20 protein-coding genes are annotated in these 21,642 nt (G+C 69.0%); 6 read left to right on the top strand and 14 right to left on the bottom strand.

All coding sequences use genetic code 11. The features are described 5' to 3' along the window. Window positions 1-264 precede the first annotated feature (264 nt). Entirely contained in the window at window positions 265-1,539 is a 1,275-nt protein-coding gene (gene tyrS / locus ACZ5IK_RS30295; RefSeq protein WP_101608747.1) for a tyrosine--tRNA ligase, read from the bottom strand. A 32-nt stretch (window positions 1,540-1,571) separates the two neighbouring features. Then, window positions 1,572-2,207 (bottom strand): DNA-3-methyladenine glycosylase, encoded by a 636-nt coding sequence (locus tag ACZ5IK_RS30290; protein WP_465490816.1) that lies wholly within the window; start codon window positions 2,205-2,207, stop codon window positions 1,572-1,574. A 112-nt stretch (window positions 2,208-2,319) separates the two neighbouring features. Here ACZ5IK_RS30290 and ACZ5IK_RS30285 point away from each other — a divergent pair, with 112 nt between their 5' ends. The 3 genes from ACZ5IK_RS30285 to ACZ5IK_RS30275 are packed head-to-tail and all read left to right on the top strand — an operon-like array spanning window position 2,320 to window position 4,198. Then, window positions 2,320-2,895: a hypothetical protein gene (locus tag ACZ5IK_RS30285; RefSeq protein ID WP_465490809.1), complete on the top strand. Its 576-nt coding sequence runs from the start codon at window positions 2,320-2,322 to the stop codon at window positions 2,893-2,895. Next, entirely contained in the window at window positions 2,892-3,563 is a 672-nt protein-coding gene (locus tag ACZ5IK_RS30280; RefSeq protein ID WP_465490808.1) for a DUF4166 domain-containing protein, read from the top strand. Before ACZ5IK_RS30285 ends, ACZ5IK_RS30280 begins: the two co-directional genes overlap by 4 nt. Then, the gene (locus ACZ5IK_RS30275) at window positions 3,563-4,198 is read left to right on the top strand and encodes a TetR/AcrR family transcriptional regulator (RefSeq protein WP_465490807.1); all 636 of its coding nucleotides are present in this window, start codon (window positions 3,563-3,565) and stop codon (window positions 4,196-4,198) included. The genes ACZ5IK_RS30280 and ACZ5IK_RS30275 overlap by 1 nt, the downstream gene beginning before the upstream one ends. On the opposite strand, the gene ACZ5IK_RS30270 is transcribed toward ACZ5IK_RS30275, so the two are convergent. Beyond that, complete coding sequence (locus tag ACZ5IK_RS30270; RefSeq protein WP_465490806.1) at window positions 4,199-5,575, bottom strand: serine hydrolase domain-containing protein; 1,377 nt, start codon at window positions 5,573-5,575, stop codon at window positions 4,199-4,201. A gap of 33 nt (window positions 5,576-5,608) precedes the next feature. On the opposite strand from ACZ5IK_RS30270, the gene ACZ5IK_RS30265 reads away from it, so the two are divergent. After that, window positions 5,609-6,304: a TetR/AcrR family transcriptional regulator gene (locus tag ACZ5IK_RS30265; protein ID WP_465490805.1), complete on the top strand. Its 696-nt coding sequence runs from the start codon at window positions 5,609-5,611 to the stop codon at window positions 6,302-6,304. Between the two features lie 60 nt (window positions 6,305-6,364). On the opposite strand, the gene argH is transcribed toward ACZ5IK_RS30265, so the two are convergent. The 8 genes from argH to argC form a co-directional block, all read right to left on the bottom strand. Next, the gene (argH, locus tag ACZ5IK_RS30260; RefSeq protein ID WP_465490804.1) at window positions 6,365-7,780 is read right to left on the bottom strand and encodes an argininosuccinate lyase; all 1,416 of its coding nucleotides are present in this window, start codon (window positions 7,778-7,780) and stop codon (window positions 6,365-6,367) included. A gap of 30 nt (window positions 7,781-7,810) precedes the next feature. Next, on the bottom strand, window positions 7,811-8,164 hold the full coding sequence (locus tag ACZ5IK_RS30255) for an argininosuccinate synthase (RefSeq protein ID WP_465490803.1): 354 nt from the start codon (window positions 8,162-8,164) through the stop codon (window positions 7,811-7,813). Continuing rightward, the gene (locus ACZ5IK_RS30250) at window positions 8,154-8,675 is read right to left on the bottom strand and encodes an arginine repressor (RefSeq protein ID WP_034321647.1); all 522 of its coding nucleotides are present in this window, start codon (window positions 8,673-8,675) and stop codon (window positions 8,154-8,156) included. Before ACZ5IK_RS30250 ends, ACZ5IK_RS30255 begins: the two co-directional genes overlap by 11 nt. Window positions 8,676-8,748: 73 nt before the next feature. Next, entirely contained in the window at window positions 8,749-9,675 is a 927-nt protein-coding gene (argF, locus tag ACZ5IK_RS30245; RefSeq protein ID WP_465490802.1) for an ornithine carbamoyltransferase, read from the bottom strand. 15 nt (window positions 9,676-9,690) lie between these two features. Next, the gene (locus tag ACZ5IK_RS30240) at window positions 9,691-10,884 is read right to left on the bottom strand and encodes an acetylornithine transaminase (protein WP_465490801.1); all 1,194 of its coding nucleotides are present in this window, start codon (window positions 10,882-10,884) and stop codon (window positions 9,691-9,693) included. Next, a complete protein-coding gene (argB, locus tag ACZ5IK_RS30235) occupies window positions 10,881-11,801 on the bottom strand; it encodes an acetylglutamate kinase (RefSeq protein WP_465490800.1) in 921 nt (306 codons plus the stop codon). Before argB ends, ACZ5IK_RS30240 begins: the two co-directional genes overlap by 4 nt. Further along, window positions 11,798-12,958, bottom strand: a complete 1,161-nt coding sequence (gene argJ / locus ACZ5IK_RS30230; RefSeq protein ID WP_465490799.1) for a bifunctional glutamate N-acetyltransferase/amino-acid acetyltransferase ArgJ — start codon at window positions 12,956-12,958, stop codon at window positions 11,798-11,800. The genes argB and argJ overlap by 4 nt, the downstream gene beginning before the upstream one ends. Further along, window positions 12,955-13,983 (bottom strand): N-acetyl-gamma-glutamyl-phosphate reductase, encoded by a 1,029-nt coding sequence (gene argC, locus ACZ5IK_RS30225; protein WP_465490798.1) that lies wholly within the window; start codon window positions 13,981-13,983, stop codon window positions 12,955-12,957. The genes argJ and argC overlap by 4 nt, the downstream gene beginning before the upstream one ends. Window positions 13,984-14,084: 101 nt before the next feature. Between argC and ACZ5IK_RS30220 the strand changes: the two genes are divergently transcribed. After that, entirely contained in the window at window positions 14,085-15,050 is a 966-nt protein-coding gene (locus ACZ5IK_RS30220) for a helix-turn-helix transcriptional regulator (protein WP_465490797.1), read from the top strand. 41 nt (window positions 15,051-15,091) lie between these two features. On the opposite strand, the gene ACZ5IK_RS30215 is transcribed toward ACZ5IK_RS30220, so the two are convergent. Together ACZ5IK_RS30215 and ACZ5IK_RS30210 are read right to left on the bottom strand one after the other, a co-directional pair. Continuing rightward, window positions 15,092-15,577, bottom strand: a complete 486-nt coding sequence (locus tag ACZ5IK_RS30215; protein ID WP_465490796.1) for a helix-turn-helix domain containing protein — start codon at window positions 15,575-15,577, stop codon at window positions 15,092-15,094. Between the two features lie 232 nt (window positions 15,578-15,809). Further along, entirely contained in the window at window positions 15,810-17,396 is a 1,587-nt protein-coding gene (locus ACZ5IK_RS30210; protein ID WP_465490795.1) for an alpha/beta hydrolase, read from the bottom strand. A 184-nt stretch (window positions 17,397-17,580) separates the two neighbouring features. Here ACZ5IK_RS30210 and ACZ5IK_RS30205 point away from each other — a divergent pair, with 184 nt between their 5' ends. Continuing rightward, window positions 17,581-18,273, top strand: a complete 693-nt coding sequence (locus ACZ5IK_RS30205; protein WP_465490794.1) for a DNA alkylation repair protein — start codon at window positions 17,581-17,583, stop codon at window positions 18,271-18,273. Here ACZ5IK_RS30205 and ACZ5IK_RS30200 read toward each other — a convergent pair. After that, the gene (locus ACZ5IK_RS30200; RefSeq protein ID WP_465490793.1) at window positions 18,254-21,637 is read right to left on the bottom strand and encodes a tetratricopeptide repeat protein; all 3,384 of its coding nucleotides are present in this window, start codon (window positions 21,635-21,637) and stop codon (window positions 18,254-18,256) included. The genes ACZ5IK_RS30205 and ACZ5IK_RS30200 overlap by 20 nt on opposite strands. Window positions 21,638-21,642: the final 5 nt, after the last annotated feature.

Raw genomic sequence — 21,642 nt, 5'->3', positions numbered from 1 at the left:
ACTAGCACACTGTTGAGTTCTCAAGCAACACACCCCAGATCGCACCGCAGTCACGCGGCCTTATCCGAAGCAGTTATTTCTAGCAGTTTTTGGTGGGACACCCACTCAATCACCTTGAGGTGAGAGCTTGGTTCGTGTCCCGCGGCCACCCGGTTTCCCTGGCGACTTGGAGAACTTTACATGGCCCGCAGGGGCCCGAAACAGGGGGGGTACCTTAACTGCGTTTCCGCAGGTCAAGGCTCCTGTTTCGGGCCAGGGCCACGGTCAGCCCCCGACGCGGACGCCGGCGACGTTGCGCTTGCCCTTGCGGACCACGAGCCAGCGGCCGTGCAGAGCGTCGTCCGCGGACGGCTTCCACTCCTCGTCGGCGATCTTCGTGTTGTTGACGTACGCGCCGCCTTCCTTGACGGTGCGGCGCGCGGCGCCCTTGCTGTCGACGAGCCCGGCGGCGATCAGCAGGTCGACGATCGTCGACTCGCCGTTCGGGTCCGCCTTGCCGTTCGGTACCTCGGCCATGGCGGCGTCGAGGGTGGACGAGTCGAGCTCACGCAGCTCTCCCCTGCCGAAGAGCGCCTGGCTCGCGGCGACGACCTGCCGGGTCGCTTCCTCGCCGTGCACCAGGGTGGTGAAGTCCTCCGCCAGCTTCCGCTGCGCGGACCGCAGGTGGGGGCGCTGTTCGGTGTCTTCGGCGAGCGCCGCGATCTCCTCCTGCCCGAGGAAGGAGAACATCTTCAGATAGCGGATGACGTCGGCGTCGGCGACGTTCAGGAAGTACTGGAACCACGCGTACGGCGAGGTCATCTCCGGGTCGAGCCAGACGCTGCCGCCGCCGGTGGACTTCCCGAACTTGCGTCCCTCGGAGTCGGTGACCAGCGGCGCTGTCAGCGCGTGGGTGTGCCCGCCGTCCGTGCGGCGGATCAGGTCGACGCCGCCGACGAGGTTGCCCCACTGGTCCGAGCCGCCGATCTGCAGCTTGCAGCCGTACTCGCGGTACAGGTGCAGGTAGTCCTGCGACTGGAGCAGCAGGTAGCTGAACTCGGTGTAGGAGATGCCGTCGCCTTCGAGGCGGCGCTTCACCGTCTCCCGGTTCAGCATCATGTTGACCGGGAAGTGCTTGCCGACGTCGCGCAGGAACTCGACCACGCTCTGCTTCGCGGTCCAGTCCAGGTTGTTCTCGATGACCGCGCCGGTCGGCGAGTCGTCGAAGTCGACGAACCGCTCCAGCTGGCCGCGGATCCGGTCGGCCCACTCGGAGACGGTGTCCACCGTGTTCAGGGTGCGCTCACCGGTGTCGCGCGGGTCGCCGATCATCCCGGTGGCGACGCCCGCCAGCACGATCGGCCGGTGCCCGGCGCGCTGGAAGCGCGAGAGCATCAGCAGCGGGACCAGGTTGCCGGCGTGGAGGCTGGGCGCGGTCGGGTCGAATCCGCAATAGAGCGTGAGGGGTCCTTGGTCGAGGTCTCGCCGCAGTGCGTCGGTGTCGGTGGATTGCGCGATCAGGCCGCGCCAGGTCAGCTCGTCAAGGATGTGCTCGCTCACGCCTGTAGATCCTCCCGCACCAGGTCAACCGACTATCGGCCGGGGGCCGCCGCCCGCCGCTTGCCGCCCCGGCGATAGGTGGAGACCGCGGGCGAGCCGTCGATCCAGAACCGCCACGGCGTGTCCATCGCCATCGCGACGCCGACGCGCGGCCCGGTGCGGATGTCCGCGCCGGGGACGCGTTCGCCGGTGAACAGCCGGACGGGTGACGCGGGATCGGTCAGGTCGACGCCGTTCTCGGCCTTGTCGATGCCGAGTACCGAGGTGAGGATGGCGGGCCCCTTGGCGAGTTCGCCGTTGCCCCGCGCCGACGGCCTGCGCGCCTTGGCGATGTCCGCGCCGGACACCACTTCCCCCGCCCGCAGCAGCACAGCGCCCGGCTGCCCGTCTTCGGTGCCGACGACGTTGGCGCAGAAGTGCATGCCGTAGACGAAGTACACGTACAGATGCCCCGCCGGACCCCACATGACCGCGTTGCGCGGGGTCTTGCCGCGATAGCAGTGCGAAGCGGGGTCGTCGAGCCCGCGATAGGCCTCGACCTCGACCAGGCGGACGGCGACCGTGCCGTCGGGACCGGTCGCTTCGATCACCGCGCCGAGCAAGAGCGTCGACAGCTCCACCGGATCCAGCGCCAGCTCCCGCCGGGTGAACTGCCTCCCGGTCACCACGTTCCGCACTCCCCGACCTTAACCGGAGCCTCCGACAGTTCGGTATTGAGCGATCGCTCAAATATGGTCTACAGTGCTTTTGAGCGATCGCTCAATCTGGAGGGGAGGCTCGATGAGCCGGAGAGCGCTTTACGTCGAAACGGTGATCCGCACCGACCTCGGCACCCTGTGGCGGTACACGCAGGATCCCGACCTGCACGAACGGTGGGATCTCCGCTTCGCGCGGATCGAACCGTTCGCGGGCGTGCCGGGACGGTTCCGGTACGCGACGAAATTCCTGGGGTTCGTGATCAGCGGGACCGGAACGCACGCCGGGGAGAGCGAACGGCCCGACGGCGGCCGGACGTCCGCGTTGCGGTTCGCCTCCGCGGATCCCCTGTCCCTCATCAAGTCCGGTTCGGGGTACTGGCGCTACACCCCGGCCGAGGACGGCGTCCGGTTCGTCACCGGCTTCGACTACATCACCCGGTGGGGTGTCTTCGGCAGGTTCGCCGATCTGCTGTTCCGGCCGCTCTTCGGCTGGATGACGGCCTGGTCGTTCGACAGGCTCCGTCTCTGGCTCGAAACCGGCTGCCCGCCGGAGGACCTCCCCTTGCGCTCGCCCTCGGCGAGCCGCTGCCGCCGGAGTCCGCGGGCGGGCAAGGACAGCATCGCACCCCGCATTCTGGACACCCTGGAGCAGGCATGATCTTCCAAGAGGCCTTGGGCGCCGAGTTCGCGTCGCTGCACCCGCGGATGCGCGAACGACTGTCGCTGAGCACGGCGAACGGCGTCGGGATGATCGGCGTCGGCGTGATGGACGAGATCTGGCGCGGCGCCGCTTTCGCCACGCCGTTCCTGCGGCTCGGCGCGTCGAGACACATCCTGTTCCCGGAGCGCGGCCGCAACGTCCCCTTCACCATCGAGAACTACCCGTACGTCGACTCGCTCGGAAGGGAGACGGTGTCGTTCGTCCGTACCTTCGAGCTGCCGGGACGGCGACGGCGGTTCGACGCGCAGATGGTCTACAGCGCCGACCGCGGGAAGATCGTCGACTACCTGGGAACGCATCAGCACATCGCGGTCGATCTCGACCTGACGGTGCGGCCCGACGGCGGCTTCCACATCCGGTCGGAGGAGTTCCGGCTGTGCGAAGGCCCGCTCCGCTGCGTGGTGCCGGGATCCGTCGTCGGAGTGGCCGAGGTCGACGAGTGGTTCGACGAGGAAAGCGACCTGTTCAGGATCGAGATCAAGGTGACGAACCGGCGGTTCGGCCCGCTGTTCGGCTACCGGGGCGCGTTCGAGGCACGGTTCGTCGACCTGCGGGCGGGGGTGAGCGGCGCGGTGAAGCCGTTGCGTGAGAAGGTCCTGGACTGATGAACGGGCCCAGCACGAAACAGCGGTTGATCGACGGCGTGTTGGAGACCATCCGCACCAGCGGAATCACCGCGGTTTCCGCCAGGACCGTCGCCACCGCGGCGGGCACGAACCAGGCGCTGATCTTCTACCACTTCGGCAGTGTCGAGGAGCTGCTCGCGCAGGCCTGCGTGACGGCGACCGAAAGCCGCGTCGCCCATTTCCGTGCCCGGTTCGCCGAAGTGCGCACGCTGGGCGAACTGCTGGAGCTGGGCCGGACCATCCACGCGGAGGAGCGCGCCGAGGGGAACATGGCTGTCCTCGCCCAGGCCCTCGCCGGCTCGCAGGGCGGCGGACGGCTGGCCGAGGCGACGCGGGAAGCGCTGGACAAATGGGTCCGCGAAGTCCAAGGGACCCTCGACCGCGTGCTGGCCGGTTCGCCGGTGCTCGAACTGGCGGAGACCGAAGGGCTCGCCCACGCGGTCTCCGCCGGTTTCCTCGGCCTGACGCTGTTCGAGTCGGTCGATCCGGAAGGCGCCGAGAAGGCGCTGGCCGCACTGGGCCAGCTGGCCGTCCTGGCCGACGTCCTCGAAGGGCTCGGCCCGGTGGCCACCCGCGCGGTGCGCGCGAAACTCCGGAAGACCGCGAAGAAGTAGCTACGCGATCTTTGGCGCGACTCGCATGCTGGTGTAGCAGTGTTCGGTGCCGTCGGGGAGGTTCGAGAACAGCACCGGCATCCAGTCGTCGCCGAACATCGGGTTCATCCCGGCGAAGACGTTTTCCGACACCGGCACCAGATCCGCCTCGATCGACGGGGCGATTCCCTCGAGCGCGTCGGCGAATTCGTAGACGAAGTGCAGCTTCCCTTCCGTTTCGGTGACGGTGATGATGACGCCTTCGCGGCGATAGGTGCCCGCGAAAGGTGCGACATTCACCGAAGGCGGTGACGGCGGCGGAGTGAACTCGGCGGGCACCTGGACTCCGGCGAGTTCGCCGAGCAGTTCCCGTGACAGGTCGTTGTACAGCCGATCGGTCGTGCCGTGGTTGGTGAGCAGCGCGAAGGCCAGCCCGGCTTCCGGAACCACCCGCAGGTAGGAGCGCTGCCCGATCGACGAACCGTTGTGCCCGAAACCGGGAACGCCGTTCCAGTCGTAGGTCGAGAGGCCCAGGCCCCAGCCGTCGGAACCGAGCGTCCATTTGTCGGGTACTTCGACCTCGCGACGCCGCATCGCGGTCACCGTCTCTTCGGCGAGCACGCGACTCCCGTCGGGAGCGGTGCCGTCCAGCAGCATCCGCGCGAAGCGGACCACGTCGCCGGCCGTGGCGAGCACTCGGCCGTACGGGCCGGCGTTGCGTGGCAGGAGATCCCAGGCGGCCGTCGGTTCCGAGTCCTGCCCGAGATGTCCCATCGCCACCCGGAACCGCAAGGCCTCTTCGGGCAGGGTCATCGTCTCGGTGAGCCCGAGCGGCATGATGAGCCGCTCTCGCAGGGCGTCGTCCCAGGTCAGTCCGGTGAGCACCTCCGCGATCCGGCCGAGCACGGCATACCCGACGCTGCTGTAGGACGCGGCCGTGCCCGGCGGGCAGTCGAGCGCCACTCCCCTGGCTGCTTCGACGTATTTGGCGAGGCAGTCGTCGCCGCGTCCGGTGTCCTCCATGAAGTCGCAGGTGAGCCCGCCGGTGTGGCTGAGCAGTTGCCGGGCGGTGATGGTCTTGGTCGCCTCCGGATCGACCGTCGCGAACTCAGGGAGCGCCTCGATCACCGGTGCGTCGAGGTCCAGCCGTCCCTCCTCGGCCAGCCCCAGCACCAACGCGGCCGTGTAGACCTTCGCGATCGAGCCGAGCTGGAAGACAGAGTCGGTGGTCGTCTCCACGCCGGTCCCCCGGTGCAGGATCCCGCTCGCGAGTTCGTGGATCTCGCCTTCGGTCAGCACCGCGAGGGACGCGCCGGGAACACGGTGTTCGGCGCGCAGATCGTCGAGGCGGGACTGCCAGTGGGCATGATCGAAGGTTGTCCGTACACTGTTAGGCATACTAAACACTGTACGGACAAGGAGGCAGTGCGGATGTCGATCTGGGTCCGTCCCCCGAAACGCAAGCGCGAGCAGCCGCTGCTGAGCAGGGAAAAGATCGTTTCCGCGGCCATCGAACTGCTCGACACCGAGGGCATCGACGCGCTGAGCATGCGGAAGCTCGGGATGCGGCTCGACGTGGCCGCCGCGTCGATGTACACGCATGTGGCTGGCAAGGACGAGCTGGTCGAACTGGTCGTCGACGAAATCCACGGCGAAGTCGCGCTCCCGGAGCCGGGTCCGTGGCGGACGGCGGCGACGCGGTTCGCGCACGACCTGCGTGCGGTGTTCCTCCGCCACCCGTGGATCGGCTCGCTGCTCGGCGAGGCGGGGGTGGTGTATCTGGGACCGAACGTCCTGCGGCTGTCAGAAGCGGCGTTGGCGCTGTTCGAGGAGGCCGGTTTCTCGCTGGACGACGCCGATCTGGCGTTCAACACGCTCATGGCGTTCGTTGTCGGGAGGGCCACCAGCGAGGCCGCGTGGCTGACGACGCTCAAGCGCAGCGGGCAGAGTGAGCAGGAGTGGAAAGATCGCTTGTGGCCCGCTGCCGAGCAGGCGGTGCGGGATCACCCGCGGCTCAAGAAGCTGTACGCGGCCCAGCGGGATCGGAAACCGGGCGAGACCAACGACGCCGACTTCGCCAACGGGTTGGAATGCGTCCTCGACGGCTTGGCGGCCAGGCTTCCTTGATGCGCGTGAAGGCCCCCTTCCCTCGGCTAAGCAGAGGGAAGGGGGCCTTCACGCGACAGGTCAGCTCAGCCAGGCGCGGTGTTCGGTGACCCGCGCGACCAGCCGGTCCCGCTGCTCGGCGACCCGCTCCGGAGCGGTACCGCCACGGGCGTTGCGCGAGCTCACCGAGCCCTCGACGGTCAGTACCTCGCGCACGGCGGGCGTCAGCGCCGGGTTGATCTTCTCGAACTCTTCGTCGGTCAGTTCGTCGAGGCCGACACCGCGGCCCTCGGCGACGCGGACGCTCTCCCCCGCCGCTTCGTGCGCGACACGGAACGGAACCCCTTGGCGCACCAGCCATTCGGCGATGTCCGTGGCGAGGGTGAACCCGGCGGGCGCGAGTTCGGCGAGCCGGTCGGTGTGGAAGGTCAGCGTCTCGAGCATGCCCGCGATCGCCGGGAACAGCAGCTCCAGCTGCTCGACGGAATCGAAGACCGGCTCCTTGTCCTCCTGCAGGTCCCGGTTGTACGCGAGCGGCTGCGCCTTGAGCGTCGCGAGCAGGCCGGTCAGGTTGCCGATGAGCCGTCCGGCCTTGCCGCGGGTCAGCTCGGCGACGTCGGGGTTCTTCTTCTGCGGCATGATCGAACTGCCGGTCGCCCAGGCGTCGTCGAGGGTGACGTAGCCGAATTCGGCGGTGTTCCAGATGATCACCTCTTCGGCGATCCTGGACAGGTTCACCGCGAGCATCGCGACGTTGAAGGCGAACTCGGCGACGAAGTCCCGCGAGGCGGTGCCGTCGATGGAGTTGTCGACGCTGGTGTCGAAACCGAGTTCCGCGGCGACGGCCTCGGGGTCGAGGCCGAGCGAGGAACCCGCGAGCGCGCCGGAACCGTAGGGCGACTCGGCGGTGCGAGCGTCCCAGTCACGCAGCCGGGTGACGTCACGCAGCAGCGACTGGCCGTGCGCAAGCAGGTGGTGCGCCAGCAGGACCGGCTGGGCGTGCTGCAGGTGGGTGCGGCCCGGGAGGATCGCGTCCGGGTGCCGGTTCGCCTGCGAAACCAGCGCGTCGACGACGCCGAGGGTGCCCGCGACCACGCGGCGGGCCGCGTCCCGCAGCCACATCCGGAACAGCGTCGCGACCTGGTCGTTGCGTGACCGGCCCGCCCGCAGCTTGCCGCCGAGTTCGGTGCCCGCGCGCTCCAGCAGGCCGCGTTCGAGCGCGGTGTGGACGTCCTCGTCGGCGACTGTCGGGGTGAACGCGCCCGAGGCGACGTCCTGCGCGAGCGTGTCCAGCGCGGCGAGCATGCCCGTCAGCTCGTCGTCGGTGAGGAGCCCGGCCTTCCGCAGTACCCGCGCGTGGGCCCTCGACCCGGCGATGTCGTACGGCGCCAGGCGCCAGTCGAAATGGGTCGACGCGCTCAGCGCCGCCATCGCCTCCGCCGGACCGCTGGCGAACCGGCCGCCCCACAGCTGCACCGGTTGCTCATTCCCGCTCACAACACTCCTCGAATTCCTTGGTTCTTTTCTTCAGGCGACTGACTGGTCGAACGTAGTGCCTGTGCTGAAGTCGTACAGTGTGCGCTCGTCGCGCGCGGAGTTCACGACCGCGTTCCCGCGGTGCAGGACCAGGCGGACTTCGCCTGACACCCGCCCGATACTGATCTTCTCCAGTTCGTCGTGCGCGGTGACCAACGCGAGCGCGCCAGGGCTCTCGTAGATCTCGCGTCCTTTGAGTCCGAAGGCGCCGACACGGCGGTTCACCTGTTGGAAGGCCTCCAGCAGGGTCACGGTCTCCCCGTCGATGGCGACCGGCACCCCCTCGTCGAAGGTGACGACCAGCTTCTCCGGATCATCCGGGAAGGCGAACCCGTCAGGCGTCACCTTCGGTCTCCTCACCGCCGTCCACTGTGGACGACCGTCGGGCCAGCGCCATGAAACGCTCGGCCAGGTCCTTGCCGGACAACGGTTCCCTCGCGATCACCGCGACCGTGTCGTCGCCGGCGATCGATCCGACGACCTCTTCCAGCGCCGCCCTGTCGATGGCGCTGGCAAGAAACTGCGCCGCCCCCGGCGGAGTGCGCAGCACCGTCAGGTTCCCCGACGAGTCCGCCGAAACGAGCAGTTCGGCGAGCAGCCGCGAAAGCCGGGACGTGCCGCCCTGCACCCCGCGGACCGGACTGCCGTCCTCCGGGATGACGTAAACCGGCGCGCCGGAGTCGGCGCCCCGCAGCTTGACCGCGCCCAGTTCGTCGAGGTCCCGCGAAAGCGTCGCCTGGGTGACGTCGATGCCTTCCGCCGCCAGGAGCTTCGCGAGCTCCGTCTGGCTGCGGATGGCCATCGTGGACACGAGTTCGGTGATCCGTGCCTGCCGGGTGACTCTGCTGCCGGTCATCGTCGCTTCTCTGTGCCAGTGCGGGACACCCGCACCCGGTCGGCATGCGCGAGCGAGGCTTCGCCAATGTGGCTCACGATGCCTCCTTGCCCAGGAGCCACACCAGCAGCGCCTTCTGCGCGTGCAGCCGGTTCTCGGCCTCGTCCCAGACCGCGCTGGCCGGGCCGTCGATGACCTCGTCGGTGATCTCCCAGCCGCGGTGCGCGGGCAGGCAGTGCAGCACGATCGCCTCGTCCGCGGCGCGGCGCATCAGCGCGGCGTTGACCTGCAGCTCACGGAAGGGGCCGACGCGGTCGAGGCCGTCGTTCTCCTGGCCCATCGAGGTCCAGGTGTCGGTGACGACGACGTCCGCGCCTTCGACAGCGGCGTAGGGATCGGTGAAGACCGTGGTGCTGCCGCCGGTTTCGCTCGAACGGTGCTTGGCGTCGAGCATGACCTGCTGATCCGGCTGGAAGCCCTCCGGCGAGACGACGCGGACGTGCATCCCGGCCGTGGTCCCGCCCAGCAGCAGCGAATGCGCCATGTTGTTGGCACCGTCGCCGAGGTAGACCAGGGTGAGCCCGGCGAGCTTGCCCTTGCGTTCACGGATGGTCATCAGATCGGTGAGCACCTGGCACGGGTGGAACTCGTCGGTGAGCGCGTTGATCACCGGGATGCTCGCCGCCGACGCCATCGCGTCGATGCGCTTCTGGGCGAAGGTCCGCCAGACGATCGCGTCCAGGTACCGCGAAAGCACCCGCGAGGTGTCCTCGATGGTCTCTTCGCGGCCGAGCTGCATCGAGCGCCCGTCGACGATCACCGGATGCCCGCCGAGCTGGGAGATGCCCACCTCGAACGAGAACCTGGTCCGGGTGGAGTTCTTCTCGAAGATCGCCGCGACGGACTTGCCCTCCAACGCGCGGGAGCTCAGCGGCTCGGCCTTCAACTGGTCGGCGAGGTCCAGGATCTCGGCCTGTTCGGCGGGGCTGAGATCGTCGTCGCGGAGAAAGTTGCGGAGCATGGGTTCGTCTCTGTCCTAGGTGGTGGTGGAATCGAGCGCCCCGGGAAGGGCTTCGAGGAATCCGTTGGCCTCGTCGGCGCTCAGGATCAGCGGTGGTGCCAGCCGGATGGTGTCGGGGGCGATCGGGTTGACCAGGTAGCCCGCCTCCTGCGCGGCCTTGGCGACCGCCGCCGAGACCGGTTCGCGCAACGCGATGCCGAGCAGCAACCCGGCCCCGCGGACCCCGGCCACCAGCGGGTGGCCGAGCTCTTCGACGCGAGAGGCGATGTCCTTGCCCAGCGCGGAAACGTGGTCGTTCAGGTTGTCCTTGGCGATGGTCTTGAGCACGGCGAGCCCGGCGGCACAGCAGATCGGGTTGCCGCCGAAAGTGGTGCCGTGCTGACCGGGCTTCATCAGGTCGCCCGCCACGCCGACGCCGATGACCGCGCCGAGCGGAAGGCCGCCGCCGAGGCCCTTGGCCAGGGTGATGACGTCCGGGACGATGCCGGTGTGCTGGAAGGCGAACCACGCGCCGGTGCGGCCGATGCCGGTCTGCACCTCGTCGAGGACCAGCAGGGTGCCGGTCGCTTTGGTGATCTCCCGCGCGGCCTGGAGGTAGCCGTCCGGCGCCGGGACGACACCCGCCTCCCCGAGGATCGGCTCGAGGAAGACCGCCGCGGTGTCGGTGTCCACCGCGGCGCGAAGCGCGTCGACGTCACCATAAGGAACGTGGGTCACGCCCGGGAGCAGCGGTGCGAACGGGTCGCGTTTCGACGGCTGACCGGTCAGCGTCAGCGCGCCCATGGTGCGGCCGTGGAAAGCACCCTCACAGGCGACGATCTTCTCGCGACCGGTAAGCCTGCTGAGTTTCAGCGCGGCTTCGTTGGCCTCCGCGCCCGAGTTGACGAACAGCACCTTCGCGTTCCCGGACAGGCCGGCGACGTCCAGGATGGTTTCGGCGAATTCGACGACGACCGGGTTCACGTAGAGGTTCGAAGTGTGCCCGAGTTTCGCGACCTGTTCGGAGACCGCGGCGACCACGGCGGGGTGAGCGTGGCCCAGCGCGTTGACCGCGATCCCGCCCAGCAGGTCGATGTACGGTTTGCCGTCGGCGTCCCAGACCTTCGCGCCCTCGCCGCGGACCAGGGTCAGCGCCGGGGTGCCGTAGTTGTCCATGAGCGAGGACTTCCAGTGCTCCTGGCCGTCTACATTGGACTTGAGGGTCGTCACGGGAGCTCCGTTTCGGGGAAGACCATGGTACCGATGCCGCGGGAGGTGAAGACCTCCAGCAGCACCGAATGGGCGATCCGGCCGTCGATCACGTGCGCGCGGCGGACACCGCCGCGGATGGCGCGCACGCAGGCCTCCATCTTGGGGATCATGCCGCTGGCGAGGCCGGGCAGCAGCGCTTCGAGGCGGTCCACGCGGATCCGGTCGACCAGCGAACCGCGGTCGGGCCAGTTGGCGTAGAGGCCTTCGACGTCGGTGAGCACGACGAGTTTCTCCGCGCCCAGCGCGGCGGCCAGCGCACCGGCGGCGGTGTCGGCGTTGATGTTGTGCACGACGCCGTCGACGTCCGGGGCCACGGTGGACACCACCGGGATCCGGCCCGCGTTGACGATGTCGAGCACCGCGTCCGGGTTGACCTCGGAAACCTCGCCGACGAGCCCGATGTCGACCGGCACACCGTCCACGGTGGCCTGTTTGCGCTCGGCGGTGAAGAGCCGCGCGTCCTCGCCGGAGATGCCGACCGCGTACGGGCCGTGCGCGTTGATCAGCCCGACCAGTTCGCGGCTGACCTGGCCGGTCAGCACCATGCGGACGATGTCCATCGTCTCGGGGGTGGTGACGCGCAGGCCGCCCTTGAACTCGCCTTCGACGCCGAGCCGATTGAGCATCGCGGTGATCTGCGGACCGCCACCGTGCACCACCACCGGCCGCAGCCCGGCCATGCGCAGGAACACCATGTCCTCGGCGAAGGCCTGCTTGAGGCTCTCGTCGATCATGGCGTTGCCGCCGTACTTCACCACGACGGTGGCGCCATGGAAACGCTGCAGCCAGGGCAGCGCCTCGATGAGGATCGAGGCCTTCTCGGCGGCCGTCGCGAGCCGCTCGTCCGCGGGGACCGTGGATTCGGAAGGGCTCATGACGAGTACGCGCTGTTCTCTTCGACGTAGGCGTGCGAGAGGTCGGTCGTGTAGATCGTCGCTTCGCCTTCACCGAGGCCGAGGTCGACGACGATCTGGATGTCGCGGCCCGAGAGATCCGCCTCGGAGCGGTCCGCGGCGGGGGTGCCCTTGGCGAACAGGGTGACGCCGTTGATCGTGATGGCGACCTTCTCCGGATCGATCTCCGCGGGTACCCGGCCCAGCGCCATGGCGATCCGGCCCCAGTTCGGGTCCGAACCGAACAGCGCGGTCTTGACCAGGTTGTCCTCGGCGATCGTCCGGCCGACGGCGATGGCGTCGGCCGCGCTCGCCGCGCCGGTGACCGTGACGTCGACGTGCTTGGTCGCGCCTTCGGAGTCCGCGCGCAGTTGCAGCACGAGGTCGAGGCTGACGGCGGTGAGCAGTTCGGTCAGTTCGGCTTCGGTCGGCTCGACGCCACTCGCGCCGGACGCGAGGACGAGCACGGTGTCGTTGGTGGAGGTGCCGCCGTCGACGTCGAGCCTGTCGAAGGTGACGCCGGTGGCGGCGCGCAGGGCCCTGTCGAGGACCTCGGGCGTGACGACCGCGTCGGTGGTGAGGACCGAGAGCATCGTCGCGAGGTTCGGGGCGAGCATTCCGGCGCCCTTGGCGAACCCGCCGACACTCCAGCCGCTTTCGTGTTCCGCGACGGCCTGCTTCGGCTTGCTGTCGGTGGTCATGACCGCGGTGGCGGCGTCGAGGGCGGATCCGGTGCCGGTGCCGAGTGCCCCGAAGGCGGTGTCCACGCCGGAGAGCAGCGCGTCCATCGGCAACCGCTCACCGATCAGGCCGGTCGAGCAGACCGCGACCTCGATCGCGCCCGCCTCGAGGAGCCCGGCGACCTTCTCGGCGGTCTTGTGGGTGTCCTGGAAACCGCCGGGGCCGGTGGCGGCGTTCGCGCCGCCGGAGTTGAGGACGACGGCCTTGAGGCGCCGCTGCTTGAGCACCTCTTGCGACCACAGGACGGGCGCGGCCTTGATCACGTTGCGCGTGAACACGCCGGCCGCGACCTGCAGCGGCCCGTCGTTGACGACGAGTGCGAGATCGAGCTTGCCCTCGGCCTTGATCCCGGCGGCGACGCCCGCGGCACGGAATCCCTTCGGCTGGGTGACGGTCACGGAGCGACTCCTACGGTCGGTAGTCCGGTGGTTTCGGGGAGGCCCAGCGCGAGGTTCATCGACTGGACGGCGCCTCCCGCGGTGCCCTTGGTGAGGTTGTCGATGGCCGCGACCACGATCAGGCGCCGGGTGTCGGCGTCGACGGTGACCTGCAGCTGGACGTTGTTCGAGCCAACCACCGAGGCCGTCGACGGCCACTGGCCCGGAGGCAGTACCTGGACGAACGGCTCGGCGGCGTAGGCCTTTTCGTACACCGCGCGGGCGCCGTCTGCGTCCAAGCCGGACTTGAGCGCGGCGCTCGCCGTGGTGAGGATCCCGCGCGGCATCGGGGCCAGCACGGGGGTGAACGAGACCTTGACCCGCTCCCCCGAGATCGCCGAGAGGTTCTGCGCGAACTCGGGAGTGTGGCGATGGGCTCCGCCGACGCCGTACGCGGTGGCCGAACCCATCACCTCCGAACCGAGGAGGTTCGGCTTGAGGCTCTTGCCCGCGCCCGAGGTCCCTGTCACGGCGACGACGTTGACCTCCGGCTCGATCAGGCCCGCGGCGAAGGCCGGGGCGAGGGCGAGCGAACCGCCGGTCGGGAAGCAGCCCGGGACCGCGACGCGTTTCGCCCCGGCGAGGCGCTCGCGGGCGCCGGGGAGTTCCGGGAGCCCGTACGGCCACTGTCCGGCGTGGTCACCGCCGTACCAGCGCTGCCAGTCGGCCGCGTCCGCGAGGCGGTGGTCCGCGCCGAGGTCGACCACCAGGACGTCCGGGCCCAGTTGCGCGGCGATGGCCCCGGAGTGGCCGTGCGGCAGGGCGAGGAAGACGACGTCGTGCCCGGCCAGGGTCTCCGGGGTCGTCTCCAGCAGGACACGGTCCGCCAGCGGCGCGAGGTGCGGCTGGTGCCGGACGAGCGGCGTCCCCGCGGAACTGGCCGCGGTCAGCGCGCCGATCTGGACTTCGGGGTGGGTCAGCAGCAGGCGCAGGAGTTCGCCACCCGCGTACCCGCTGGCTCCGGCAACCGCGATCTTCACCGTCATACGAATGATTATGCACAGCCGTGCAAGTTCAATCAAACAAAGTCGTGCGGCTCACCCGAACCAGGTCAGCCCCTGTCCCTTATACGGGGCATCCTTGCCGCATGACAGACACGCCCGCCCGGTTGCTCAGCCTGTTGTCGCTCTTGCAGACACCGCGCGAGTGGCCTGGCAGCGAGCTCGCGGAACGGCTCGAGGTCAGCCAGCGGACCATCCGGCGCGACATCGACAGGCTGCGTGAGCTCGGTTACCCCGTCGAAGCGTCACGAGGCTCCGACGGCGGCTACCGGCTGGGCGCGGGCGCGGCGATGCCGCCGTTGCTGCTCGACGACGAGGAGGCCGTCGCGATCGCGGTCGGTCTCCGGGGTGCCGCGGGGCAAGCGATCTCGGGGATCGAGGAGTCTTCGGTGCGGGCGCTGGCGAAACTCGAGCAGGTGCTGCCCTCGCGACTGCGCTATCGCGTCGGCGCGCTGGGCGCCGCGACGGTGCCGCTGCCCGGCACCGGCCCCACGGTGGACCCGGAGCACCTCACCGTCTTCGCGGGCGCGATCGCGAACACCGAACGGGCCCGGTTCGCCTATCAGACGGGCGACGGGACCGAATCCCGGCGGCACGTCGAACCGCACCGGCTCGTCTCGGCCGGGCGCCGCTGGTACCTCCTCGGCTACGACCTCGACCGCGACGACTGGCGGATCTTCCGTGTGGACCGGATCTCCGGACCGCGAGCGACCGGCGGCCGGGCCACCCCGCGACAACCTCCCGCGGACGACGTGGCGGCCTATGTCACCGACAGGATGTACAGCCTCCTTCCCACCTATAGCGCACGCGTGACCCTGCACGCGCCGATGAACCAGATCGCCCCCGCGATCGGGGACGCCGTCGGCGAAGTCGAACCGGTCGACGACGAGACCTGCGTCCTGAACGCGGGCGCCGACACCCTCGACTGGCTCGCGTTCCGGCTCTTGGGGCTCGGCTGCGAATTCACCGTGCACGAACCACCGGAACTGATCGGCCACCTCCGGGAGATGGCGGCGCGGGCGAACCGCGCGACGGCGTCCACAGTGGACTGACGGCGGCCGCGAGAACACTGGGCCCTCGCGGCCGCCCGGGTTCAGCCGAGTTCACCCGCCTCTCGTCTGCTCGGCGGGATCGGGAGATACGCGCCCCGGCGCTCCGGGTCGCAGCCGACCCTGGGGAGCCTGGCCCGGATCCCGCCCGGCGATCGTTCGAACCGCCGCGCGATCTCCTCGACGCTTTCCCCGGCCAGCCAACGGCTTTCCAGTTCGGCGTCCAGCTCTTCGGACCAGGGCAGGCCCTGATGCGCGGGGCGGTCGGCCGATCTTCGGCGGCCGGTGCTCCGCCCGGCGAACGCCATCAGCGTGTCGGAAAGGACGGTCGCCAAGGCCGGTACGGCCTCGGCGTCGATGTCGAGCCTGCCTTCGGCGACAGGCTCCTCCTGCGGTCCGGCTCCGCCGACCAGGACGGTCACCCAGCGGTCTTCCCCGGCCGCGCCGCCACCCTCACGGGCGGCGACCTCGATGCGATAAACGGTGTCCTGCACGCGGATCTCGGTCCGGTGCTCTTCGACGATGGTCATGCCGGGGACGCTAACGGGCGGCCCCGACAATTCCCCGGCGCGGCGACGGGAAATCGGCACCGGACGGTGGATGACCGGTCCTTTGAGCACCGTCCGGGACGACAGGGTGCCGGTCACGGCACGCGACCAGGCGCATTTAGAGGACTAAACGCGGCGGGGAAGGTCCCAAGAAAAGCCCCGCTTCGGAACGGATCCGAAGCGGGGCACCAGAGCATCCAGAAAGCGACCAGGCTCAGAAAGGCAAGGCCTGAGCCAGCGCCTCCTTCTTCACTTCAGCCGCGGGAGACGGCACATCGGACTTGGGCGCAGCGGAGGCCGGAGCCGGAACCGGCTGCGGCACCGGGGTGCACTGCACGTCCGAGCCGCTGCCCGGCTTCCGCACGGGCAGCTTCCCGGTCAGCAGGTAGTCCGCGATCTTGTCGTCCACACAGGACACACCGGACAACGAACCCGAGTGCGTCGTGCCGCCGGGCGCGCTGATCAGGCTGGAGTTCGGGTAGCGCTTGCGGATCTCGAGGCTGCCGGGGTACGGCGTCGCGGCGTCGTTCTCCTCGTTGACCAGCAGGATGCCGGGCACCTTGCGCCCGTCGATCTCCACCGGCTTGCCCGCCTTCGCGGGCCAGTTGAGGCAAGGCGCGTTGAACCAGGCGTTGCCCCACGTCTCGAACGGGGCCCGGAAGTGCGTGACCCAGTTGTCGAACTTCCAGCGGTTCCAGTTCTGCGGCCACGCCACGTCGGTGCACTGCACGGCCGCGTACACGGCGTACCCGTTGTCCTGGCCCGGCGGGTTGGAGTCGTCGTACAGGCCCTTCAAGGTCTGCCAGTCGGCCTTGTGCACCCAGCCGGAGAACGCGTTCGCGATGTCCTCCCAGCCGAAGACGTAGTAGCCGGCCTGCAGGAAGATGTCCGTCCACTCGGAACCGCCGATGACGCCGCCCGCGGGCTTGTCATACAGCTTCTTCTGCTCGGCGTACCACAGCTTCTCGACCGCGGACGCGGTCTTGCCGAGGTGGTAGACGTCGTCGTACTTGGCGAGCCAGCCGAAGTAGGTCTTGATGTTCTTGTCGAAGGCGATGTCCTGGTTCAGGTTCGCCTTGTACCAGACGTCGCGGGGGTCGACCGTGCCGTCGAACACCATCCGCCGCACGTTCTGCGGGAACAGCGTGCTGTAGACCTGGCCGAGGTAGGTGCCGTAGGAGAAGCCGTAGTAGTTGATCTGCTTCTCGCCCAGCGCCTTGCGCAGGCTGTCGACGTCCTTCGCGACATCGATGGTCTTGATGTGCTCGAGGATCGCGCCGTTCTTGGCGCACGCCTTCGCGTAGCCCTTCGCCTTGTCGAACCACGCCTTCTCGAGGGCGCGCGTGGTCGGCACGTACTGCGGGCGGTTGTAGGAGGCGTAGTTGCCGTCGCAGGTCAGCGACGGCTTGCTCTCCCCCACCCCGCGCGGGTCGAAGCCGATCCAGTCGTACTCCTCACCCGCCTTCTTGGGGACGGCCCGCCCGAGGGTCGACAGGCCGAGACCGGAACCGCCGGGACCACCCGGGTTGACGATCATGACGCCCTGCGACTGGGCGGACTTGTGCTTCACCCGCGAGACGGCGATCGAGACCTTCTCCCCGCCGGGCTTCGCGTAGTCCAACGGGACCTCGAGGGAACCGCATTCCGCGCCGGCCTTCACCAGGCTCGGACGGGTGCAGGCTCCCCAGGAGATGGGCTTCGGATCGAAGTCCGACGCCGAGGCGGCCGTGGCGGAGGGAGCGAGCGCCATGGTGCCGGCGCCGATCCCCGCGACCGCCAGGGCGGCAACGAATTTCTTCATGTGTTCCTTTTCGTCCGCGTTCGACCCGGTCGGGCCGAAGCTACCGAGAACCGGCTTCAATCTCGCTGACCGACACGTCGGCCGCCATCCCTCTTTAGTCGGGATCCCGTGCCCCGTTCCGGGCATATCAGTCTTGTCGGTCCTTTGTCGTACGCTCGCCGCACCCACGGGGAGAGGAGTGCGAGTGGACGAGGTGAAAAGCCTGGTTTCGGCGGTTCGCAACGGTTTGGCCGGGCTGGCCGATCCGGCGAAGGCGCCGGCGATGCGGGCGTACATGAAGTCGGAGATGCCGTACCTCGGGGTGCAGAAACCCGCGCGGGCGCCGTTGCTGAAGCGGCTCTTCGCCGAACATCCGCTACCCGATCGAGTGAGCTTCTCCACCGCGGTGCTCACTTTGTGGCGTGAAGCGGAATTCCGCGAAGAGCGGTACGCGGCCATCGACCTTTCCGGTCACCGTGCCTACGCCCGCTGGCAGGACAGCGATCTGCTCGGACTGTACGAGGAGATGATCGTGACCGGAGCGTGGTGGGACTATGTGGACGAAGTCGCCATCCGCCGGGTCGGGCCGATCCTGCGGGCCGAACCGGAGACGGTGACCCCGCTGATGCTGACCTGGGCGTACGACGAGGACCTCTGGCGCCGCCGCACGGCGGTGATCTACCAGGTCGGCGCCAAGACCGGCACGGACACCGACCTCCTCACCCGCGCCGTCGAGGCGAACATCGACGACAGGGAGTTCTTCCTGCGCAAGGGAATCGGCTGGGCGCTCCGCGAGTACGCGAAGACCGAGCCGGACTGGGTGCGCGCGTTCGTCACCGCGCATCCGGCACTGTCCACTTTGTCCAGAAGGGAGGCGCTCAAGCATCTGGGCGGTTGAGCACCGGCCTCGGGACGAGGGCGATCAGCTCCCCGATCACCCCGTCGAGTCCGGGCAGCAGCTCGCCCGTCTCCTTCAAGTCACGAAGGAGGTCCAGCCGCACTTCCGAAGGCGGCCCCTCCGCCATCACGTCCGTGAGAGCACGCTTCGCCTCTTCGGCGCGGCCCAGGGCCAGCAGATAGAACAGTGGCTGGACCTTGGCGTCCCAGTCGTGAGGGTCGGCCGTGGACGAGACGACGGCTTCTTCGAGGGATTCGCTGAACCGCCGCTCGGCCTCTTCGGTCCGCCCGGTCTTCAACCAGACCAGCGCGAGGAGGTTGTGGGCCCAGGAGGATTCCGGCGCGACGGGACTCAGGACCTCCATCGCCTCGTCCGTCTCCCCGGCGAACAGCAAGGCCTCTCCCAGGTTCCCGCGGTACTCGACGTCTTCGGGGTGGAGGACGACCAGTTCGCGCAGTTCCCGGACGGCTTCCGCGTACTTCCCCGCCCGGCGGTGGATCTCCGCGCGCAGGACGCGGCCGCTCTCGTCGTGGCCGTCGGCCAGCGCGCTGTCCACATCGGACAAGGCGCCGTCGAGATCGCCGAAGAGGAGACGATGACGGGCTCGCCGGTAGTAGGCGTAGCCCTCGTCCTGACCCAGGCGTGCGCCCTCGTCCAGCGCGGTCCGGGCTTCCTCATGACGGTCCAGGTCCGCGAGAATGTCGCCCCGGGTGGTGTGGAAGAAGGCGAACTCGGGACTCGCCGCGAGGGCGGCGTCGATTTCGGTGAGGGCGGTCGTGTTGTCGTCCAAGGCCCGGTGGGCCAGCGCTCGCCAGGTGTGCACCCATTCGTCGGCGGACGCGAGTTCGATCGCGCGGTTCAGCGCCTCCAGCGCCTCGCCGGGCTTTTTCAGCAGGACCAGCGCCATCCCACGCCGTAAATGGTTCTCGGCGTCATCGGGGACCAGCTCGATCGCCCGCTCGAAGTCGGCGAGCGCGGCTTGACGATCACCCAGGTCGTCGTGCACCCGCCCACGCCAGTAACACGCCCACTCGTAGTCCGGGTCGAGCCGGATGGCGGTGGTGAAGCCGTCGATCGCGAGCCGGTGCCGTCCGGCGCGGTGGTGGAAACCCGCCCGGATCGCGTGCGAGCTGGCGTTGTCGAGATCCACCATGACGACCTCGTCGAAGGCTTTCGCGGCGGCGGCGTCCCCGATCTTCTCGAGGAACCGCGCGAGCTGCGTCAGGTAGTAGACGCCCTTGGGGCGCAACGCGACAGCCGCCCGGTATCCGGCGAGCGCCTCTTCGTTCTCCCCCAGCTCGGACAGCAACATCGCCCGCTGACCGATCGCCCAGGCATAGTCGGGATCGAGCCGGATCGCGATGTCGAGTTCGCCAATCGCCTTCCGGGGTTCTCCGCGCTTGTCGTACACCTCGCTCCGGGCGGTGTAGGCCCACGCGTGCTCGGGCTCGAGACGGACGGCTTCGTCGAGATCCGCCATCGCGCCCTCGAGATCGCCGAGTGCGGCGCGCGCGGAACCACGGCCACGCCACGAGAAAGCGTAAGTGGGATCGAGTTCGATCGCCCGGTTCAGATCCTCCAGCGCCCGTTCCCAGTCACTGTTGTTGCGGAAGAGGTTTCCTCGGTCGCTCCAGGCGTAGGCGTCGGCGGGGTTGAGGTCGAGCGCCCGGTCGAAGTCCCGCTTCGCCGCCTCGAAGTCGTCCTGGTCTTCGTAGGCCCAGGCACGCCGCCTGATCACCTTCGAAAGCCTGGCCGCGTCGAATTCCCCGGCGCCGACGAGCAGGTCGAGCACCGGGATCTCACGCGGACCGTCACCGTCGCCGACGGCGGCGGTCAGCCGTTGCGCCCACTGCAGGACGGCGGGCGCGTCCGCGTCGATGCCCGCCTGCTCCATCATGCGCACCCAGCCACGAGCGGGAGCGGTGCCGGTGGTGATCATCTCCGCGGCACCCACCAAGGCGTCCGGCAGCGCCTCGGCCGGGTCGCCGCAGAGCCGGTGGTAGGTCTGTTCGAGTTTCCTTCGCTGCCAGCGTTCGTCGTTCCACGCTTCGCGATTGCGGCTGAGGCCGAGTTCGGCGCACCGGCCTTCGTAGTACTCGCTGAGCTTCCGATGCTGGTCGGCGAACGTTGCGGGTGAGCGGCCGCGCTCCATCCGCACCATCGGCCCGCGCACGACCGAGTGGTAGCGCACCGGGAGTTCCCGCCGCCCGACGAAAGGCAGCTCCCGCAGCCAGCGGAAGGTCTCCCCCGCGGACTCCCGGCCGGTCAGGACGGCGAGGACGTCTTCGTCCAGCACACGCGGCAAGGCGGCCACCGCGGCGAGTGCCCGCTTCTCCTCGTCGGGCACCCAGCGCAGGAAACGCTTGACGGCGTCATCACCGGGATCGCCGACGGCGTCCGCTTCGACGGGCTTTCCCTGCGCCAGCATGGCGACCAACACGGGCAGCCCGTCGGTGAGCCGCAACACGACTTCGATCACCTGCTCGTCGGTGACCCCGTGCTCGGTGAGCAGCTGGCGCGCCTCAGGTTCAGTGAACGGCCGAAGTTCGATCTCCCGCGTCAGCAACTCGTGCCGGAGCCACTTCGTCCTGTCGAGCGGGAACTGGCCCGCCACGGTGAGGATCAGGTTCGGCGGGAGCTCGCCGTACAGACCGCCGAACAGGTCGAACAGCCAGGTGTCCAGCACCTGCGCGGTCCGCTCGAAGGTGTCGAAGAACAGGGTGACCTGCCGCGATTCCGGAAGCCGCCAGAGATCCTCGACGAACGGCTTGGTCAGCTCCTCCGCCGGATCCAAGAGCAGCTGGACATCGGCCTTCCGCTTGAATTTGGCCGCGAGGTAGCTCTGCAGCTGATCGAGCTGTTTCGCCGTCGCGTCCGCGTCGATCGCGTCGGCGGCGATGCTCCCGCCGGGCAGGGTCTTCGCCACGCCGAGACCGGCTTTGACCACGGTCTTCGTCACCAGGGCACGGCCTGCCGCCGGTGCCTGCGGATCGCTGTGCAGCCGTTCTCGCGCCTTGAGGTAGAACTCGTAGCGCTTCTCGAACCGGCGCATCTCGTGGCCGCCGCGCGCGAGGTCCTTCGCGAGTTTGACCAGGGTCGCCGGGAGATCCTGCTGCCGGTCGTCCGCGAACCCGACCAGGGCACGGGACTCTTCGGCGATACCGCGAAGCTGTTCCAGGAGGAACGTCTTGCCGACCCCGGCGAGACCGTGCACCGAGAACAGGTACCGGCGGCGCCGGTCGCCCTCCGGGAGCCCCAGATTCTCCCGGAACCCGTCGCGTTCCCCGACCCGCCCGACGAAACCGTCGCTCAGCCGGGCACGTGCGATGGCTTGGATGCTGGAGCGACCGTCTGGACGTGGCACGGGTC

The organism is Amycolatopsis sp. NPDC031561, from assembly GCF_055580625.1.
The sequence above is the reverse complement of the archived record's forward strand: the minus strand, read 5'-3'. Positions and strand labels throughout refer to the sequence as shown.

Excerpts from the sequence above, each read along its gene's own strand:
- ACZ5IK_RS30285 (WP_465490809.1), top strand. The coding sequence starts at position 2,320 with ATGAGCCGGAGAGCGCTTTACGTCGAAACGGTGATCCGCACCGACCTC.
- ACZ5IK_RS30280 (WP_465490808.1), top strand. The coding sequence starts at position 2,892 with ATGATCTTCCAAGAGGCCTTGGGCGCCGAGTTCGCGTCGCTGCACCCG.
- ACZ5IK_RS30275 (WP_465490807.1), top strand. The coding sequence starts at position 3,563 with ATGAACGGGCCCAGCACGAAACAGCGGTTGATCGACGGCGTGTTGGAG.
- ACZ5IK_RS30270 (WP_465490806.1), bottom strand. The coding sequence starts at position 5,575 with ATGCCTAACAGTGTACGGACAACCTTCGATCATGCCCACTGGCAGTCC.
- ACZ5IK_RS30265 (WP_465490805.1), top strand. The coding sequence starts at position 5,609 with ATGTCGATCTGGGTCCGTCCCCCGAAACGCAAGCGCGAGCAGCCGCTG.
- ACZ5IK_RS30250 (WP_034321647.1), bottom strand. The coding sequence starts at position 8,675 with ATGACCGGCAGCAGAGTCACCCGGCAGGCACGGATCACCGAACTCGTG.
- argF (WP_465490802.1), bottom strand. The coding sequence starts at position 9,675 with ATGCTCCGCAACTTTCTCCGCGACGACGATCTCAGCCCCGCCGAACAG.
- argB (WP_465490800.1), bottom strand. The coding sequence starts at position 11,801 with ATGAGCCCTTCCGAATCCACGGTCCCCGCGGACGAGCGGCTCGCGACG.
- argC (WP_465490798.1), bottom strand. The coding sequence starts at position 13,983 with ATGACGGTGAAGATCGCGGTTGCCGGAGCCAGCGGGTACGCGGGTGGC.
- ACZ5IK_RS30220 (WP_465490797.1), top strand. The coding sequence starts at position 14,085 with ATGACAGACACGCCCGCCCGGTTGCTCAGCCTGTTGTCGCTCTTGCAG.
- ACZ5IK_RS30215 (WP_465490796.1), bottom strand. The coding sequence starts at position 15,577 with ATGACCATCGTCGAAGAGCACCGGACCGAGATCCGCGTGCAGGACACC.
- ACZ5IK_RS30210 (WP_465490795.1), bottom strand. The coding sequence starts at position 17,396 with ATGAAGAAATTCGTTGCCGCCCTGGCGGTCGCGGGGATCGGCGCCGGC.